General features: G+C 61.5%; 17 protein-coding genes. 4 read left to right on the forward strand and 13 right to left on the reverse strand.

From position 1 onward, the window contains the following. Window positions 1-46: 46 nt before the first annotated feature. The 8 genes from murB to BMY45_RS18500 all read right to left on the reverse strand — a co-directional run bounded on the left by murB (window position 47) and on the right by BMY45_RS18500 (window position 6,909). Window positions 47-1,066, reverse strand: a complete 1,020-nt coding sequence (gene murB / locus BMY45_RS18465) for a UDP-N-acetylmuramate dehydrogenase (protein ID WP_092400059.1) — start codon at window positions 1,064-1,066, stop codon at window positions 47-49. Beyond that, complete coding sequence (locus BMY45_RS18470; RefSeq protein WP_092400061.1) at window positions 1,063-1,527, reverse strand: low molecular weight protein-tyrosine-phosphatase; 465 nt, start codon at window positions 1,525-1,527, stop codon at window positions 1,063-1,065. Before BMY45_RS18470 ends, murB begins: the two co-directional genes overlap by 4 nt. Then, window positions 1,527-2,291 carry a 3-deoxy-manno-octulosonate cytidylyltransferase gene (gene kdsB, locus BMY45_RS18475; RefSeq protein WP_092400063.1) on the reverse strand — a complete coding sequence of 255 codons (765 nt, stop codon included), beginning with the start codon at window positions 2,289-2,291 and terminating at the stop codon, window positions 1,527-1,529. The genes BMY45_RS18470 and kdsB overlap by 1 nt, the downstream gene beginning before the upstream one ends. Next, window positions 2,288-2,473 carry a Trm112 family protein gene (locus BMY45_RS18480; RefSeq protein ID WP_003179363.1) on the reverse strand — a complete coding sequence of 62 codons (186 nt, stop codon included), beginning with the start codon at window positions 2,471-2,473 and terminating at the stop codon, window positions 2,288-2,290. Before BMY45_RS18480 ends, kdsB begins: the two co-directional genes overlap by 4 nt. Before the next feature lie 22 nt (window positions 2,474-2,495). Then, window positions 2,496-3,506, reverse strand: a complete 1,011-nt coding sequence (gene lpxK / locus BMY45_RS18485; RefSeq protein WP_092400065.1) for a tetraacyldisaccharide 4'-kinase — start codon at window positions 3,504-3,506, stop codon at window positions 2,496-2,498. Continuing rightward, a complete protein-coding gene (locus BMY45_RS18490) occupies window positions 3,506-3,934 on the reverse strand; it encodes an ExbD/TolR family protein (protein ID WP_047228182.1) in 429 nt (142 codons plus the stop codon). The genes lpxK and BMY45_RS18490 overlap by 1 nt, the downstream gene beginning before the upstream one ends. Further along, window positions 3,931-4,566 carry a MotA/TolQ/ExbB proton channel family protein gene (locus tag BMY45_RS18495; RefSeq protein ID WP_177193368.1) on the reverse strand — a complete coding sequence of 212 codons (636 nt, stop codon included), beginning with the start codon at window positions 4,564-4,566 and terminating at the stop codon, window positions 3,931-3,933. Before BMY45_RS18495 ends, BMY45_RS18490 begins: the two co-directional genes overlap by 4 nt. A 96-nt stretch (window positions 4,567-4,662) precedes the next feature. Continuing rightward, entirely contained in the window at window positions 4,663-6,909 is a 2,247-nt protein-coding gene (locus BMY45_RS18500; protein WP_092400067.1) for a DNA internalization-related competence protein ComEC/Rec2, read from the reverse strand. 145 nt (window positions 6,910-7,054) lie between these two features. Between BMY45_RS18500 and BMY45_RS18505 the strand changes: the two genes are divergently transcribed. Beyond that, window positions 7,055-7,570, forward strand: coding sequence for a DUF2062 domain-containing protein (locus BMY45_RS18505; RefSeq protein ID WP_092400069.1), 516 nt, complete (start codon window positions 7,055-7,057; stop codon window positions 7,568-7,570). Between the two features lie 101 nt (window positions 7,571-7,671). On the opposite strand, the gene BMY45_RS18510 is transcribed toward BMY45_RS18505, so the two are convergent. The 4 genes from BMY45_RS18510 to BMY45_RS18525 all read right to left on the reverse strand — a co-directional run bounded on the left by BMY45_RS18510 (window position 7,672) and on the right by BMY45_RS18525 (window position 10,842). Then, on the reverse strand, window positions 7,672-8,451 hold the full coding sequence (locus BMY45_RS18510; RefSeq protein ID WP_092400071.1) for an ABC transporter permease: 780 nt from the start codon (window positions 8,449-8,451) through the stop codon (window positions 7,672-7,674). Continuing rightward, window positions 8,448-9,380, reverse strand: a complete 933-nt coding sequence (locus BMY45_RS18515) for an ABC transporter ATP-binding protein (protein WP_092400073.1) — start codon at window positions 9,378-9,380, stop codon at window positions 8,448-8,450. Before BMY45_RS18515 ends, BMY45_RS18510 begins: the two co-directional genes overlap by 4 nt. 133 nt (window positions 9,381-9,513) lie before the next feature. Beyond that, entirely contained in the window at window positions 9,514-10,137 is a 624-nt protein-coding gene (locus BMY45_RS18520; RefSeq protein ID WP_092400075.1) for a glutathione S-transferase family protein, read from the reverse strand. 45 nt (window positions 10,138-10,182) lie between these two features. Continuing rightward, the gene (locus BMY45_RS18525) at window positions 10,183-10,842 is read right to left on the reverse strand and encodes a transglutaminase-like domain-containing protein (RefSeq protein ID WP_092400077.1); all 660 of its coding nucleotides are present in this window, start codon (window positions 10,840-10,842) and stop codon (window positions 10,183-10,185) included. A 364-nt stretch (window positions 10,843-11,206) separates the two neighbouring features. Here BMY45_RS18525 and BMY45_RS18530 point away from each other — a divergent pair, with 364 nt between their 5' ends. Further along, window positions 11,207-13,654, forward strand: a complete 2,448-nt coding sequence (locus BMY45_RS18530; RefSeq protein ID WP_092400079.1) for an acyl-CoA dehydrogenase — start codon at window positions 11,207-11,209, stop codon at window positions 13,652-13,654. A gap of 87 nt (window positions 13,655-13,741) precedes the next feature. Beyond that, window positions 13,742-14,149, forward strand: coding sequence for a PA2817 family protein (locus tag BMY45_RS18535; protein WP_047228173.1), 408 nt, complete (start codon window positions 13,742-13,744; stop codon window positions 14,147-14,149). Window positions 14,150-14,179: 30 nt separating this feature from the next. Here BMY45_RS18535 and BMY45_RS18540 read toward each other — a convergent pair whose 3' ends face one another. Beyond that, window positions 14,180-15,136 (reverse strand): LysR family transcriptional regulator, encoded by a 957-nt coding sequence (locus BMY45_RS18540; protein ID WP_092400081.1) that lies wholly within the window; start codon window positions 15,134-15,136, stop codon window positions 14,180-14,182. Window positions 15,137-15,299: 163 nt separating this feature from the next. On the opposite strand from BMY45_RS18540, the gene BMY45_RS18545 reads away from it, so the two are divergent. Next, on the forward strand, window positions 15,300-15,938 hold the full coding sequence (locus tag BMY45_RS18545; protein ID WP_092400083.1) for a LysE family translocator: 639 nt from the start codon (window positions 15,300-15,302) through the stop codon (window positions 15,936-15,938). Window positions 15,939-16,331: the final 393 nt, after the last annotated feature.

The following is a 16,331-nucleotide window of genomic DNA, read 5'->3' on the forward strand; positions in this document are numbered from 1 at the left end:
ATGATCCTTGTGCGAGGTTGTGCAGGGCGCTCGATGAAAGCCAGGTTCAGTACCGATTGGGCTCCATTTCCAGATCGACCTGAAAACGTTCGGCAATGTCTTTCTGGATACGCAGGGCCAGATCCAGCAATTGCGGACCGGTGGCGCAGCCGTAATTGACCAGCACCAACGCCTGCAACTTATGCACCCCGGCGTCGCCTTCGCGAAAGCCTTTCCAACCGGCGCGCTCGATCAGCCAACCGGCGGCGATTTTCATCTGCCCTTCGGGTTGTGGATAAGCCACCAGATCCGGGTATTGCAGCTTGAGTTGCGCGACATGCGAAGCCGGCACCAGCGGGTTCTTGAAGAAACTGCCGGCATTGCCCAGCACGGCCGGGTCCGGGAGCTTTTCACTGCGAATGCTGCAGATGGCCCGGCTGACATCCGAGGGAGTCGCCTGTTCGATACCCAGTTCGGTCAACCGCTGGCGGACCGGACCGTACTCCAGGTGCAGATGCGCGGCGCGACTGAGGGCAAAGCGCACCCGCAGGATCAGCCAGCGACCCGCTTGCTGCTTGAACAGGCTGTCGCGGTAGGCGAAGCGGCATTCTTCGAGGGTGAAATCGCGCTGCTCACCGGTTTGCCGATCCAGGGCGGTGAGGCCGGCGAAGACATCCTTGATCTCCACGCCGTAGGCACCGATGTTTTGCATCGGTGCAGCCCCCACCGTACCCGGGATCAGGCTGAGGTTTTCCAGCCCCGACCAGCCTTGGGCCAGCGTGTACTGGACGAAGGGGTGCCACGGCTCGCCTGCTTCGGCTTCGATCAGCACCCGCTCGCCCTCATCGCTGAGCAGACGAATCCCTTGGCTGGCCATGCGCAACACCAGCGCGTCGATATCACCGGTCAGCAGCAGGTTGCTGCCGCCACCGATCACCAGCAACGGCACTTCATTAGCGCTGGCATAGGCCAGCGCCTCGCGAACATCTGCATCGTTGTGAGCTTCGGCGAATAACCGGGCGCTGACGTCCACGCCAAAGCTGTTGAACGGCTTGAGGCTGACGCCGGCCCGCACCTGGAAGGTCATAGCCGCCCCTTCAATTCGATCACCAGGCGGTCCGTGGCTCGCTCGATCAGGTCCAGCACTTGCTCGAAACCCTGTTCACCGTCGTAGTACGGGTCCGGCACGTCATCGAGTTCAGCCTCGTAGCGGCGCAGGAACAGATCCAGTTCGGCCCTGCCATTGCTCGGTTGCAGGGCTTTTAGATTGCGCAGGTTGCTGCCGTCCATCGCCAGGATCAGGTCGTAAGTGGCGAAATCGGCCCGGCTGACTTGGCGGGCACGCTGGGCCGACAGGTCATAGCCGCGTCGCAGGGCCGCAGCCTGGCTGCGCTTGTCCGGGGCCTTGCCGACGTGCCAGTCACCGGTGCCGGCGGAGGCGACTTCCACCTGCTCGGCCAGCCCGGCCTCGCGCAGCTTGTGCCGCAGGATGCCTTCGGCGGTGGGTGATCGGCAGATGTTGCCGAGGCAGACAAACAGAACCCGCATCAGGCCTCCAGCAGGCGACGAACGCGCTCGAGGTCTTCCACGGTGTCGACGCCGGTCGGCGGGGCAATCAGCGCATCGGCGACATGGATTCGCACGCCGTGCCACAGGGCACGCAGTTGCTCCAGGGATTCGGTGTTTTCCAGCCAGCACGGGCCCCAGGCGACGAAATCCTGGAGGAAACCGGCGCGGTAAGCGTAGATGCCGATGTGGCGGCGGTACGGCACGCCGTCCGGCATCGCGTCGCGACTTTGCGCGAATGCATCACGCGCCCAGGGCAAGGTGGCGCGGCTGAAGGTCAGCGCCAGGCCATTGAGATCGCTGACGACCTTGACCACGTTGGGGTTGAACAGGGTTTGCACATCCTCGATCGGCTCGGCCAGGGTGGCCATGCGCGCTTCGGGATGGAGTGCCAGATTGTTTGCAACCTGATCGATCACACTGGGCGGGATCAACGGTTCATCGCCCTGCACATTGACCACGATGGCGTCGGGCTCCAGGCCCAACTTGGCGGCGACTTCGGCCAGACGGTCAGTCCCGGAGTTGTGATCCTCGCGCGTCAGCACCACTTCGGCGCCAAAACCCTTGCACGCTTGCACGATGCGCGCGTCGTCGGTCGCCACTACCACGCGCTGGGCGCTGCTTTTGCAAGCCTGTTCCCATACGTGCTGGATCATCGGCTTGCCGGCGATCAACAGCAACGGCTTGCCGGGCAGGCGCGTCGAGGCAAAGCGCGACGGAATGACAACGGTAAAGGCTGCGGTCATTTATCCAAGCGCTCGTCGGTGGTCAGGGTACGGGCCTCGCTTTCGAGCATCACCGGGATGCCATCGCGAATCGGATAGGCCAGGCCGGCGCCTTTACTGATCAGCTCGGTTTTGTCGGCGCTGAGTTTGAGCGGGCCTTTGCAGACCGGGCAGGCCAGAATGTCGAGCAGTTTGGTGTCCATGATATTTCCCTGGATAAATGTTTTAGGGCAAAAGCCGGTCCGGCAAAAGGCGCATCAACTGGGTGTCGAACCAGTCCGCGAAAGCTGGCGACGGCGCGGCGTCCACCGCCAGGTACCACCAGTCGGGGGCGGCAAAGGCACGGCATTTGACCGCGTCCTTTTCCGTCATGACCACCGGCAGCGATGGCGTGAAACTCAATGCCTGGGCGCTGTATTGGGCGTGATCGGCAAACCCGTGCGGTATAGGTCGCCAGTGTAGCGTTTCGAGGGTCTTGAAGAAACGCCGGGGATTGCCGATGCCGGCCACGGCATGCAGGGCCTGGCCGGGCGGAAAATGGTCGAGTGGCCGTCGTTCACCGCTGGCCAGGTTCACCAGGGCTGTGGGACGCAACTCGAAGGCATAGCCGTCTTCGCGGTCGGCGCTGGCGCCGTTGTACAGCACGGCATCGACCGTTTGCAGACGCTCCACGGGCTCCCGCAGCGGACCGGCAGGCAGACAACGCCGGTTGCCCAAGCCCCGGGCGTTGTCGATCAGCACCAGCTCAAGATCCCGCGCCAGGCGGTAATGTTGCATGCCGTCGTCGGACAGGATCAGGTCCAGCGGTTGAGTCTCCAGCAGCGCCCGCACCGCTCGACTACGATCCGGATCGATCATCAATGGCACGCCGCTGCGCTGGACAATCAGCAGTGGCTCATCACCGGCGACGTCGGCGCCCTGCCCGGCTTCGACTCGCCAGGGCAAATGGGGTGGTTTGGCGCCATAACCCCGGCTCACCACGCCGACCCGCAGGCCACGGCGCTGGCAATGCTGGATCATCCACAGGATCAATGGGGTCTTGCCGGTGCCACCCACCGTGATGTTCCCCACGACCACCAGCGGCACAGGCGGTTGGTAAATCTCACCCTCGCCCGCCAGAAAACGCTCGCGTTTACCCATCACCACCCGCCGGTACAACCACTCCAGTGGCCGCAACAGCGTCAGGGCCGGGTGACCTTCGTACCAGGCGGCAAGCAATCGATCAGACATGGCCATCAGGGTGCCGGCGCCGCCTCGACGGTGGTCATGCGCAGATGGCTGAAGCCGAGCTTGCCGGCCGCGTCCATGGCGGTGATGACGGATTGATGAGGGGTCTTGCCGTCGGCGCTGATGGACAGCGGCAGGCTGGTGTCGCCGCCGGACTCCTTCTGCAGCGCATCGATCAGGCTCGCCAGGTCGCTCTTGGGCAGCAACTGATTGTTCACCGAAAACGTCCCTTCGGCACTGATCGTGACTTCCAGGTTCTTGAGTTGCTGGTCTTCGGCAGGCGAGCCGCTGACCGCTTCCGGCAGCTCCACCTTGAGCTGGGTTTCCCGGGTGAAGGTAGTGGTCACGACGAAAAACAGCAGCAGGATGAACACCACGTCAATCAGCGACGCGAGGTTGATCTCGACGGTTTCCCGTGGTTTGCGGCGGAATTTCACTTCTTGCCCTCGGCCAGGTCCACGTCACGGTCGCCTTGCACCACCTCGACCAGCTTGATGGCTTCCTGCTCCATGCCCACCACCAACTCATCGATGCGCCGTTGCAGGAAGCGATGGAAAAACACCGAAGGAATCCCCACCATCAACCCGGCGGCCGTGGTGATCAAGGCCTTGGAAATCCCCCCTGCCAGCACCGAGGCATTGGCGGTCATGCCTGCGCCGGTGAACGAACTGAAAATGTCGATCATGCCCAGCACCGTGCCCAGCAGGCCCAGCAACGGGGCCATGGCGGCAATGGTGCCCAGGGCATTGATGTAGCGTTCCAGCTCATGGATGACCCGGGCGGCGGCTTCTTCGATGCATTCCTTCATGATCTCGCGACCATGCTTGGAGTTTGCCAAGCCCGCGGCGAGGATTTCACCCAACGGTGAACTGGCCCGCAGCTCCTTGAGCCGGTCCTTGTTCAGTTTCTTGTCCTTGATCCAGACCCAGACCTGACCGAGCAAATGCTCCGGGGTCACCCGGCTGGCCCGCAGGGTCCACAGGCGTTCGGCAACAATTGCCAGGGCCACGATGGAACTCAGAATGATCGGCAACATCATCCAGCCGCCGGATTTGACCAATTCCCACACAGTGACAGCCCCCTCGAAAAAGTGCGCCACTTTATCATACAGACGCACCTTGCAGACCCGCCCCGCCGATTACACCGTCATGGAAGATGACCCGGGTCAAGGTGGCGCCCATGGTCCCGCAGACGGCGGGTCGCGCCAGTAGCGCCGTTGGCCGGCCTGCCGGTGCGGTGCTTCGAAGGCCCCCAGTTGCAGACGAATGGCACCCTGTTCGGCACTGTCGTAGATCGCCATGCCCAAGCGGCGATAGCGAGCCATGACCCGCGGATGAGGATGACCGAACGCATTGCCCTGGCCCCGGGAGATCAACACCGAATGGGGTTTGAGCCGTGACAGCAGCAACATCGACGATGAACTGCGGCTACCGTGATGGGGCGCCGCCAGCCACTGGACCGGCACCGCCAGAGGCCCGTCGAGCAACGCGCGCTCGGCATGGCTATCGATGTCTCCGGTGAGCAACAACCGCTCACCGCCCGCTTCGACCAGCAGAACGCAGGATCGCTGGTTGCTTTCAAGGGCGGATGACCATTGCCACAGCTCGAACCTGACCCCGTCCCACTCCCAGCGCGCACCACTGTCGCACGCCTCTGCCTGCAAAGTGGCAGGCAACGCGGCCGGGTCTCCACTGACCACCCGGACCGTTGGCAACCCGTTGCGCACCGCTTGGGCGCCTCCGGCATGATCGGCGTCGGCATGGCTGAGCAGCATCAGGTCCAACCCGGTTACGCCCAGCTTGCGCAAGGTGGGCAACACGACGCGCTCACCCGCGTCGGCCTCGCCAAAGCGCGGCCCCGCGTCGTAAAGCAAGGCATGGCGACGGGTGCGTACCAATACCGCCAACCCTTGGCCCACGTCCAGTTGCCAGATTTCGGCGTGTCCCGGGGGCACTTCCTCGCGCGGAGGAAAAACCACCAGCAGCAACATGGGCCAGCCCAGTACCCGCAGCGGCACGCCTTTGGGCAGCAACAGCAGCAAAGCCCCAAGAGCGGCCATGCACCATGCCCATATGGGGATAGCCGCAGGCACCCATACCGGTATTCGCCCGGCCACCAGCGCCAACCCCTTGAATAGCAGATCGAGCAAACCGCCGGCGATCCAAAGCAGCCCTTCACCCACGAACGGCACCGGCAGCAATGCCGTACCGAGCAGCGCCGGCGGCAACACCAACAAGCTGACCCAGGGCACCGCCACCAGGTTCACCAAAGGGCCGCTGAGGCTGATCGGCAAACCCAATATCAACAGTATCGGGCACAGTCCGACTGCCACCAGCCATTGAGCACGGGTCCAGGTTTGCCACCAGCGCCAGGGGCCCAAGCGTGCGCCAAAAGTAAACATCAGGATCGCCACCGCGGCGAACGACAGCCAGAACCCCGGCCGCAGGCTGGCCAATGGATCGAACACCAGCACCCCATTAAAAGCCAGCAGCCACGCCCACCAGGGGTCCGGATGCCGGTAACGCAAACGCCACAGGAGCACCAGGCCGATCATCGTGCAGGCGCGCCGCACCGGTACTTCGAAGCCAGCGAGCAAACCGTAGCCCAGGGCCGCGACAAAGGCCAACGCGCAGGCCCAGGGCAACCACGGCAGACGCGCCGGCCACATGCCATAGCGCGCCGCACCTGCCACCAGCAGATACACCAGTGCGGCAAGCAGACCGATGTGCTGTCCGGAGATCACCAGCAGATGGACCGTACCGGTGTCCTGCAGTACTTGCCAGTCATCACGACTCAGCCCGGCGCCATCCCCCAGGACCAATGCCGCCAGCGCCCCGGAACGGCCCTGGGCGTCGACTTGCGCCAGCGCCTGACGCACGCCGTCGCGCCAGGCACCTTGGGCAGGTTGCCGGAGATGACCGTCCTTGACTGTGCCAGTCGCGCCGATGCCCCGGCTCAACAGCCAGGCCTGGTAATCAAAGCCATGGGGGTTCAGTAGCCCGGTGGGGCGTTTGAGCTTCACCGCCAGTCGCCAACGTTCGCCGCTGCTCACAGGCGGTCCACCGAACCAGGCCAGGCGCATCGACGACGGCAACCGTGCGCGGCGGGAATGGGCATCGGCCAGTTCAAAGCGCACCACACCTTCGTTATATTGCGGCAAACCGACGACGCGCCCTTCGACCCAGCGGGTTTCTCCATCCAGCGCGGCAGGCAACCGATCGTCCAGCGCCAGTTGCGCCGACAGACAGGCCCAAGCCAGCCCGATCAGGAAAAAACCCAGCGGATGAGTTCGAAACGGCAACACCATCAGCGCCAGCACAGGCATAACCGCAATCAGCCACAGCGGCGGCAGCGCCGGGCAAAAAACCGGGGTCAGCAGCCCGAGTGCAAGCGCGACCATCCCTGTGCGCATAAGCCTGTCCTTGAGAGTCTTCTCTTCAGGCATAGTCGGTCTACGGCACGGTGCGCGTTAACAATTGTCACAAAGTCTGAATCAGTCCGCCGTAGAATGCGGACATACTTGCGGCCTCACCGCTTTGAACCGACCGAGAAGCCTTATGCCCCGGCGCCTTTTCAAACGTTACATGCCTGACCCAGCGAGTATTCGGGAACATAAGTCCTTACGTTTTCTCGGTTCCTTGCTGCACGACCCCAACCTTTGGCACCTCAACCGACATTCAGTGGCACGCGCCATGGCCGTTGGTCTGTTCGCGGCCTTTTTGCCGATTCCTTTGCAGATGCTGCTGGCCGCGGCGCTGGCCATCACGGTGCGCGGCAACATACCGATTGCGGTGAGCCTGGTCTGGCTGACCAACCCCATCACCATGCCCGCCGTGTTTTTCTGCACCTACCAGACCGGGGCCTGGTTGATGGATGTGCCTGCCCGCACGTTGCCGGAAGAGCTGACCTGGGAATGGATCACCAACCAATTGTCTACCTTGTGGCGGCCGTTTCTGCTGGGGTCGGTGGTGACGGGCCTGGTGCTCGGCGCCCTGGCCTATTTCATGACCATGATCTATTGGCGCTGGTGGGTGGCGCGGCAATGGAAACGGCGCAAGAAAAGCCGGATGTGAGATACCAAAAGGCCTCCACTGAATGGAGGCCTTTTTTTGCGCTTCAATGTGGGAGCGAGCCTGCTCGCGATAGCGGCATATCAATCAACACACCTGCTGGATCAGGTCCGCATCCCCCGCCCACTGACCAGTAACCGCGCGCACCCCACATAAAGCACCAGGGTTGCCACCAGCATGAAGGTGATGGCGATGCTGATCCTGATGTCCGACACCCCGAGAATGCCGTAGCGAAACGCATTGACCATGTGCAGCACCGGGTTGGCCAGGGACACGGTCTGCCAGAACGGTGGCAGCAGGGAGATCGAGTAGAACACTCCGCCCAGGTAAGTCAGTGGCGTGAGCACAAACGTCGGGATGATGGAAATGTCATCGAAGTTGCGCGCAAACACGGCATTGATGAACCCCAGCAGCGAAAAGATCGTGGCGGTGAGCACCACCACCAATATCGTCACGCCCAAATGGTGCACTTGCAGATCGGTGAAGAACAGTGACAACAAGGTCACGATCAAGCCCACCGCCAACCCGCGCAATACGCCGCCCAAGGTGTAGCCGATCAGGATCGTATGGGGCGAAACCGGCGAGACCATCAGTTCCTCGATCGAGCGCTGGAACTTGCTGCCGAAGAAACTCGAGACCACGTTACCGTAGGAGTTGGTGATCACCGACATCATGATCAGTCCCGGTACGATGTAGTCCATGTACGTGAAGCCACCCATGTCGCCGATCTGCCGACCGATCAGATTGCCGAAAATCACGAAGTACAAAACCATGGTGATGGCCGGCGGCAGCAGGGTCTGCGGCCAGATCCGCATGAAGCGGCGGACTTCACGATAAACGATGGTGTTGAGGGCGATGAGGTTGGGTCGCAGTTCGGAACTCATACCGCCACCTTCGCCAGATTTTTCTCCACCAGAGACACGAACAACTCCTCGAGGCGATTGGTTTTGTTGCGCAGGCTCTGCACTTCAATGTTTTGCAGCGCCAGTTGGGAGAACAAGCCGGTAATACCGACGGCTTTATCCACCTGGACTTCCAGTGTGTGATGGTCCACCAGCCGGGCCGGATAGCCAATCAGTTGCGGCGCGGTCTTCAGATCGTTCTTCAGGTCCAGCAGGAACGTCTCCACATGCAGTTGGCTGAGCAACTGTCGCATGCTGGTGTTCTCGACGATGGTGCCGTGGTCGATGATGCCGATGTTGCGGCACAGCTGCTCGGCCTCTTCCAGATAATGGGTGGTGAGAATGATAGTGATGCCTTTCTGGTTCAGCTCGGTCAGAAAGGTCCACATTGACCGACGCAGTTCGATGTCGACGCCCGCGGTCGGCTCGTCGAGAATCAGCAGGCGCGGCTCATGGACCAGGGCACGGGCAATCATCAGGCGCCGTTTCATGCCGCCGGACAAGGAACGGGACGGCACATCGCGCTTGTCCCACAACCCCAATTGCGTCAGATACTTCTCGGCGCGCTCATTGGCGATCTTCGGCGGGATACCGTAGTAACCCGCCTGGGTCACGACGATGTCGAAGGTCTTTTCGAACTGGTTGAAATTGAATTCCTGGGGCACCACGCCGATGCAGCGCTTGAGCGCAGCGGGCTCACGGTCCAGGTCATGACCGAAGATATTCACCGTGCCGCTGGTTTTGTTCACCAGGGTGGAAAGAATGCCGATGGTGGTGGACTTGCCGGCACCGTTGGGACCGAGCAAAGCGAAAAAATCACCTTCGGCGACGTCCAGATCGATACCACTCAAGGCCTGGAAACCGTTGCCGTAGGTTTTGGTTAGCTGCCGGATGGACAGAGCGGAACTCATATCGGATTACGCACCAAGAAGGGGAAGAAACAATTAGATAAGGGCGCACGGCGAGCAATACAACCACGGCGCACGAAGGCAATGGTGCGTGGCGTCGCCGCACAAGTACAGTCAAGCGTGTCGATAGTAAGTATTAAGTCAACGCGGTCATGACCGCCTTGCGATACGCCGGACGCTGCTGCAGCCGGGCGTACCAGGCCTGCAGATGAGGCAGCGCAGCCCGCTCGATGGGCATCTCGAACCAGGCATAAATGAAACTGCCCAGAGGGATGTCGCCCATGCCGATTTCATCCCCCGAGAGGTAGGGTTGCTCGCTCAACGTCTGGTCCGCCATCGCCAACAGACCATCGCAGACCTTGATCGCCGCATGGATGGCCGCCCAGTCCTGCTGCTCGGCGGGAGTGCGCAAGACGCCCCAGAATACGGTGCGAAACGGATCGGCAAACGAGGAAGTGGTCCAGTCCATCCATTTCTCAGCCCGGGCCCGAGCCTGGGGATCGGCCGGATACCAGGCCGAACCCGGAGCATGGCAAGACGCCAGATAACGCACGATGGTGTTGGACTCCCAAAGCACGAAACCGTCATCTTCGATCATCGGAACACGGCCGTTGGGGTTCTTGGCGCGATACTCGGGCGTGTCCACCACGCCGAACGCCCCCCCGGCGTCGATGGCCTCGTAGGCCAGCCCCAGTTCCTCGGCGCACCACAGCGCCTTGCGCACATTCGATGAGTTTTTCCGACCCCAGATCTTCAGCATCACGGCTTGCTCCGATGGATAAATGCCGCAGCAGCATACGCCGGATCAGCCGCGACTCAAATCGCCCTGCATGTCGCCAAGCAGGGGCGGCAGTTGCTCGCCGAACAGGTGCGGGTAGCATTTTTCCAGGTGCTGGAAGAAGAACGCTTCGGGCACATCGGCGAATTGGCCGTGGTCGGTGACGTACTCCATCAGCTTGGCGCCCTGGCGATTGAACGGGTGGAAAACGCTGTCTTGGAGGCCATCGAATTCCAGGGGTGCCACATCGAACAACTCACACAAACCTTGATTGAAGGCCGGCGTGGCCTTGACCCAGCGCTCGTTCAGGTAGAGCTCGGTATAACCGTGCATGGCGAACACATCACTCTTGAGCAATTCCAGCAGGCGCGGTGTGGACAAGTGATTGCGCACATCCGCCAGACCGATGCGCGCCGGGATACCGCAATGGCGAGCGCAGGCGGCCAGTAAGGTCGCCTTGGGCACGCAATAGCTTTCGCCGCTGAGCAATGCATAACTGCCCCGCAAGGTGGCAGGATCGCGACTGAAGGTGTAGGGGTTGTACCGTACCGCCTCGCGCACGGCGTAATACAGGCTGACCGCCTGGGCCAGCGGGTCGCCATCGGTGCCACGGTGGGTTTCGGCGAACTCGATGACCGCAGGGTGATCGCTGTCGACGAAGCGGCCGGGGTTCAGGTATTGCTGCATAAATGGAAGGCCTCTGGAGAAACATCACCGTCTGTAGGAGCTGTCGAGTGCAACGAGGCTGCGATCTTTCCCCAGACAATTGAATCCTGAACGAAAGATCGAAATCGCAGCCTTCGGCAGCTCCTACAGGAGAGCTTGCCACGAGTTTATCCACAGCCCTCGCCCGGCGATAACGGCATTCCGGCCAAACAATGGCGCTTTCTCACTTTGTTAACGAACGATTTCCCACGGCTGTTGCCAACCAGACTGGCGCAATGCATCCAAGGTTTCCCACGAAATCAATCACATCGCGCCGACCGCCGGTTTTGCAGATGCCGTCTAAGCTCTGAGGGTCGGTTTTGCCCTGGTTCACGGAGGATTACTTATGCTGTTGTTGTGGATACTGGTTCTGGTCGTCGGGAAAGCCTGGCTGGCGCATCGGCGCACCGCCCCGCTGCCCGCGCTGGGAATCATTGCAGTCTACCTGCTGGCCATGAACCTCTTCAGTCCCGCCCCCGGTTGGCTGATGCTGATCCTCTGGGTCGTGCTCGCCGCCGTCGCGGCCCCACTGCTGCTGCCGGACCTGCGCCGCAAGTATTTCAGCGCGCCGATGTTCAACTGGTTCCAGAAGACCCTGCCTCCCATGTCAGAAACCGAGCGCGACGCCATCGACGCCGGTACGGTGTGGTGGGACGGTGAACTGTTCAGTGGCCGGCCGGACTGGGACACGCTGCTGGCCTACCCCAAGGTGCAACTGACCGAGGAGGAACAGGCTTTCCTCGACGGCCCCACCGAAGAGCTCTGCGCCATGGTCAGCGACTGGCAGATCGGCCAGGCCATGGACCTGCCACCCGCCGCCTGGGCACACATCAAGGAGCACGGGTTCTTCGCGCTCATCATCCCCAAGGAATATGGAGGCAAGGGCTTCTCCGCCTATGCCCACTCCCAGGTGGCGATGAAACTGGCCACCCGTAGCGGCGATCTGGCTTCCACCGTGATGGTCCCCAACTCCCTCGGCCCGGCCGAACTGCTGCTGCACTACGGCACCGACGAGCAACGCAACCACTACCTGCCACGGCTGGCCCGTGGCGACGATATTCCCTGCTTCGCCCTGACCGGGCCGCTGGCTGGCTCCGACGCCGGGGCGATGCCCGACACCGGCATCATCTGCAAGGGCCAATGGCAAGGTCAGGAAACCGTGGGCCTGCGCCTGAACTGGGAAAAGCGCTACATCACCCTCGGACCGGTAGCCACCCTCCTCGGCCTGGCCTTCAAGGCCTATGACCCCGATCACCTGCTGGGGGATGAAGAGGACCTGGGCATCAGCCTCGCCCTGATCCCCACCGACACCCCTGGCGTCAATATCGGCCGTCGTCACCTGCCCCTTGGCGCCGCTTTCATGAACGGACCGAACTGGGGCAAGGACGTGTTCATCCCGCTGGACTTTCTCATCGGCGGCCAGCCCATGCTCGGCAAGGGCTGGATGATGCTGATGAACTGCCTGTCGGTCGGCCGGTCGATTTCGCTCCCGGCTGTGGGCACCGGGGCGGCGAAGTTCACCAGCCTGGTGACCGGCCAGTACACCCAGGTACGCGAGCAGTTCAACGTGCCATTGTCGGCCTTCGAAGGCATTCAGGAGGCCATGGCCCGTATCGGTGGCAACGCCTGGATGATGGATGCCGCCCGTATGCTGACCGCCAACGCGGTGGACCTGGGAGAAAAACCTTCGGTGCTGTCGGCGATCCTCAAATACCACCTGACCGAGCGCGGTCGCGAATGCATCAGCCACGCCATGGATGTACATGGCGGCAAGGGCATCATCATGGGGCCCAATAACTACCTGGGGCGTAGTTGGCAAGGTGCACCGATCTTCATCACGGTCGAAGGCGCGAATATCCTGTCACGTAACCTGATGATCTTCGGCCAGGGTGCGATTCGCTGCCACCCTTTCGTGCTCAAGGAAATGGCCTTGGCCACGCGAGAAGACAAAGACCAGGCGCTGATCGAATTCGACGGGTTGTTGCTCAAACACATCGGTTTTGCCATCAGCAACGCCGCCAGCACCCTGGTGCTGAACCTGGGCCTGGGGCGTTTCGAAAGAGCCCCCGGCAACGCCTTGAGCCAGGGTTATTTCCGCGCCCTCAACCGGCAAGCGGCGGCATTCGCCCTGCTGGCGGACCTGAGCATGATGCTGCTGGGCGGCGAACTCAAACGTCGCGAACGCTTGTCGGCGCGCCTTGGGGATGTATTGAGCAACCTCTACCTCGCCTCGGCCGCGCTCAAGCGCTACCACGACCTGGACTCGCCGGACCACATGGAACCGCTGTTCACCTGGGCCATGGAAGAAAGCCTGGGCCAGGCTGAGCGGGCCCTGGACGAACTGCTGGACAACTTCCCGAACCGGGTGCTGGGTGGTCTGTTGCGCGGGGTGGTATTCCCCTTCGGCCGCCGCCACAAAGGTCCGAGCGACAGGCTGGACGCAGAAGTGGCCGCGGTGATCGGTCGGGGCAAGGGCGATCCGACCCTCGAGGAGCTGCTGCAGGGTTGTTATCGCCCGCAATCGGTCGACGATCCGGTGGGTGCGCTGCAGCACGCTTGCGACCTGCTGGTCGCGGCTCATCCGCTGCACAAGAAACTGCACGGTGCGCTCAAACAGGGTCAGCTCACCCCCGCCCCTGGCGAACAGCTCATCGACGCGGCCCTCGAAGCTGGCGTGCTACAGGCCGGCGAGGCCCAGACCCTGCGCGAGGCCGAAGCGGCCCGACGTAAAGTGATCGACGTGGATGATTTCGACAAGGAGGAACTCACGCTCGCCGAGGACAAGGTCCGCTGATCCTGGCGACCCTGTGCTTCTGCCATGTAAAAACGGGCGCAAGCGCTTTATACTCCTGCGCCCGTTTTGCTCTTGAGGACTTATCTCGTGTCCAACGTCGTTGCCGATCACCTTGTCTTGCTTGACCACTTGCGCAGCATCCTGGTCGCCGTGGGTGAGGCAGACCAGGTTCCCGAAGAAAGCCATGCCCTGTTTCTGGAGCGCTTCGACGAATTGCGCGCGCAACTGCCCGTTGATCCGATCGAAAGCCAGTACCTGGGCCAGGACCTGATGTGCCAGGTGATCGTGCGTTATCCACAGATCGCCCACCTGGTGCCTCGTGACCTGCTGTGGTACTTCGCCGGTGACTGCCTGCATTACATGCCCGACGAAGAAATCGCCTTGTATCAGGCCCTGGAGGAACGTCGTTTCGAAGCCGAGCAAAACGACGAACCCTTCGACTGGAACCAGGAAAAGCAATTGCTGGCGATGTCGGATCAGGACAGCAAGCACTGATTGCGATCAGTCATGCCAAGGCCCGCACGGTTAATCCGGCGGGCCTTTTTTGTGGCCCGCCTTATTCAAGGTGGGCTCTTTCTCCAGACACTCCACCAGATAATCAATGAACACCCGCAACTTCGGCGGCAGGTAGCGGGTGGGCGAATGCAGCAGCCACAACCCACCCTGGTAGGAGGCCAGAAACGTCCAATCCGCCAGCACCTGTACGATCAACCCTTGCTCCAGCGCATGACGGGCCGTGAAGTACGGCAAGCTGCCGATGCCAATGTGCTGCAAGACAGCCTCCAGCCGCACGCCCGTATGATTGGCAGCATAGCGGCCACGTACGCCCACGTGGACGGACCGGGTGCCTTTCCTGAATTTCCAGCGAGCGTCGTGTGGGGTTTCTCCCAGGTAGATGCAGCTGTGCTCCAACAGGTCGTGGGGATGCTCGGGGATGCCGTGTTCGGCCAGGTAGCGCGGCGTGGCGCAGAGCAGGTGGTCAATGGTCAACAACTGACGTCCCACCAGCCCGACCGGCGGCTGGTCGGTGATCCGCAGAGCCAGGTCAACATGATCGTCGATCAGATCGACCTGCCGATCCTCCAGCAGTAACTCCACATCGACCTTGGGGTAACGACGCAAGAATTCGGGTATGTGGGGATGAATGACAAAGCGCCCCACCGCCTTGGGCACGCTGACCCGTATCCGCCCCTCGGCTTCATGGGTGAACTGGCCGCTGATTTCCATCACCGAGCGGGCGGCGGCGACCATCTCCCGACAACGCTTGAACACTTCCTCCCCGCCATCGCTCAAGCGCAGCTTGCGCGTGGTGCGTTGCAGCAAGCGGGTGGCCAAGGCTTTTTCCAGACGCGAGATGCTTCGGCTGACAGCCGACGGGGACAAGCCTGACTGCCTGGCCGCTTCGGAGAAACTGCCGGTCTCCACGACCTTGACGAAAATGGCCATTTCGGCGAGCAAGGCCAGTGATTGATTTGTGCTCATGGCGCAAAAGCTCTATGAAATTTCAACGGATTATCACCCATTCCCACACAACTTATAATCCCGCACACATTCCGATGCGGGTATGGAATATCCGCGCCTGAGCCTTTTCTCTTTTTTTATCGGTCATCGCCGCGATGCCGCGCCCTGACCGTTCGGAGTTGAAATGCTATCGAGCTACCTTGGCGAATTCCTGGCCCTGGCCACCGTCCACTTTCTTGCGGTGGTCGCACCCGGCCCTGATTTCGCCGTGACGATCCGCCAAAGCGTCCGTTTTGGCCGCTGGATCGGGATCTGCACAGCGCTGGGCATCGGCGCCGGCATCTCGGTGCATGTAATCTACACCTTGCTCGGCGTAGGTGCGCTGATGCACACCTTCCCCTGGTTGCTGATGGTCGCCAAGGTGGTGGGGGGTGCCTACATTCTTTACCTGGGGGTCAGCCTGCTGCGCAGCCAACCCAAATCCACGCTTGAAGGCGTACACAGCAACGATCAAGACACTACTGGGCAAACGCCATTCAAAGCGTTTGTCACCGGGTTTCTGACCAACGCCACCAACCCGAAAGCCACGCTGTTTTTCCTGGCCATCTTCACCACGCTGATCAGCACCACCACACCGCTGCAGATCCAGGCGTTGTACGGGCTCTGGATGTGCCTGGTGAATGCACTGTGGTTTGTCCTCGTCGCGTTGTTTTTTTCCAGCGCCCGAGTGCGGGAAGTGTTTATGCGCATGGGACATTGGTTCGAACGGAGCATGGGCGTCATCCTGATTCTTTTTGCCGGACGGTTGATCCTGTCCCTGTAAACACGCCCTCAAAATCGCACAAAAGACAAATTATTGACGGCGACTTTACCAAGAATTTCCCTCCCGTCACTTTTTAGTCGTTTTTTTCGTTTATGGCGTGGCGCTTTGCCATGCATGAACTACCTTCAAAAAGAAGCGGGCACGGCGGTGAATAAATCACCCCCTAGGGCGACCCGATCAACACCGGTCACCCTGCTCGTCACCCCGCTATCGCGGGGCTCAAAAAGTTTTTTCGAAAGCTGCCTGCCATTCAGTCAGGCCGGTGGGATGCGCTCGCTCGCTTGTAGCGACGAGGCGGTCACCGCCGCCGCTCAATGGTCTGGTGCAATACAAGGGGCAGCCCGGGCCCCTTAAGTGATCCGAGGCATTTGTTAAGCCTAGGGACGGCCTCTC

This window comes from Pseudomonas sp. NFACC39-1 (assembly GCF_900110355.1).
Lineage (GTDB): Bacteria > Pseudomonadota > Gammaproteobacteria > Pseudomonadales > Pseudomonadaceae > Aquipseudomonas > Aquipseudomonas tehranensis.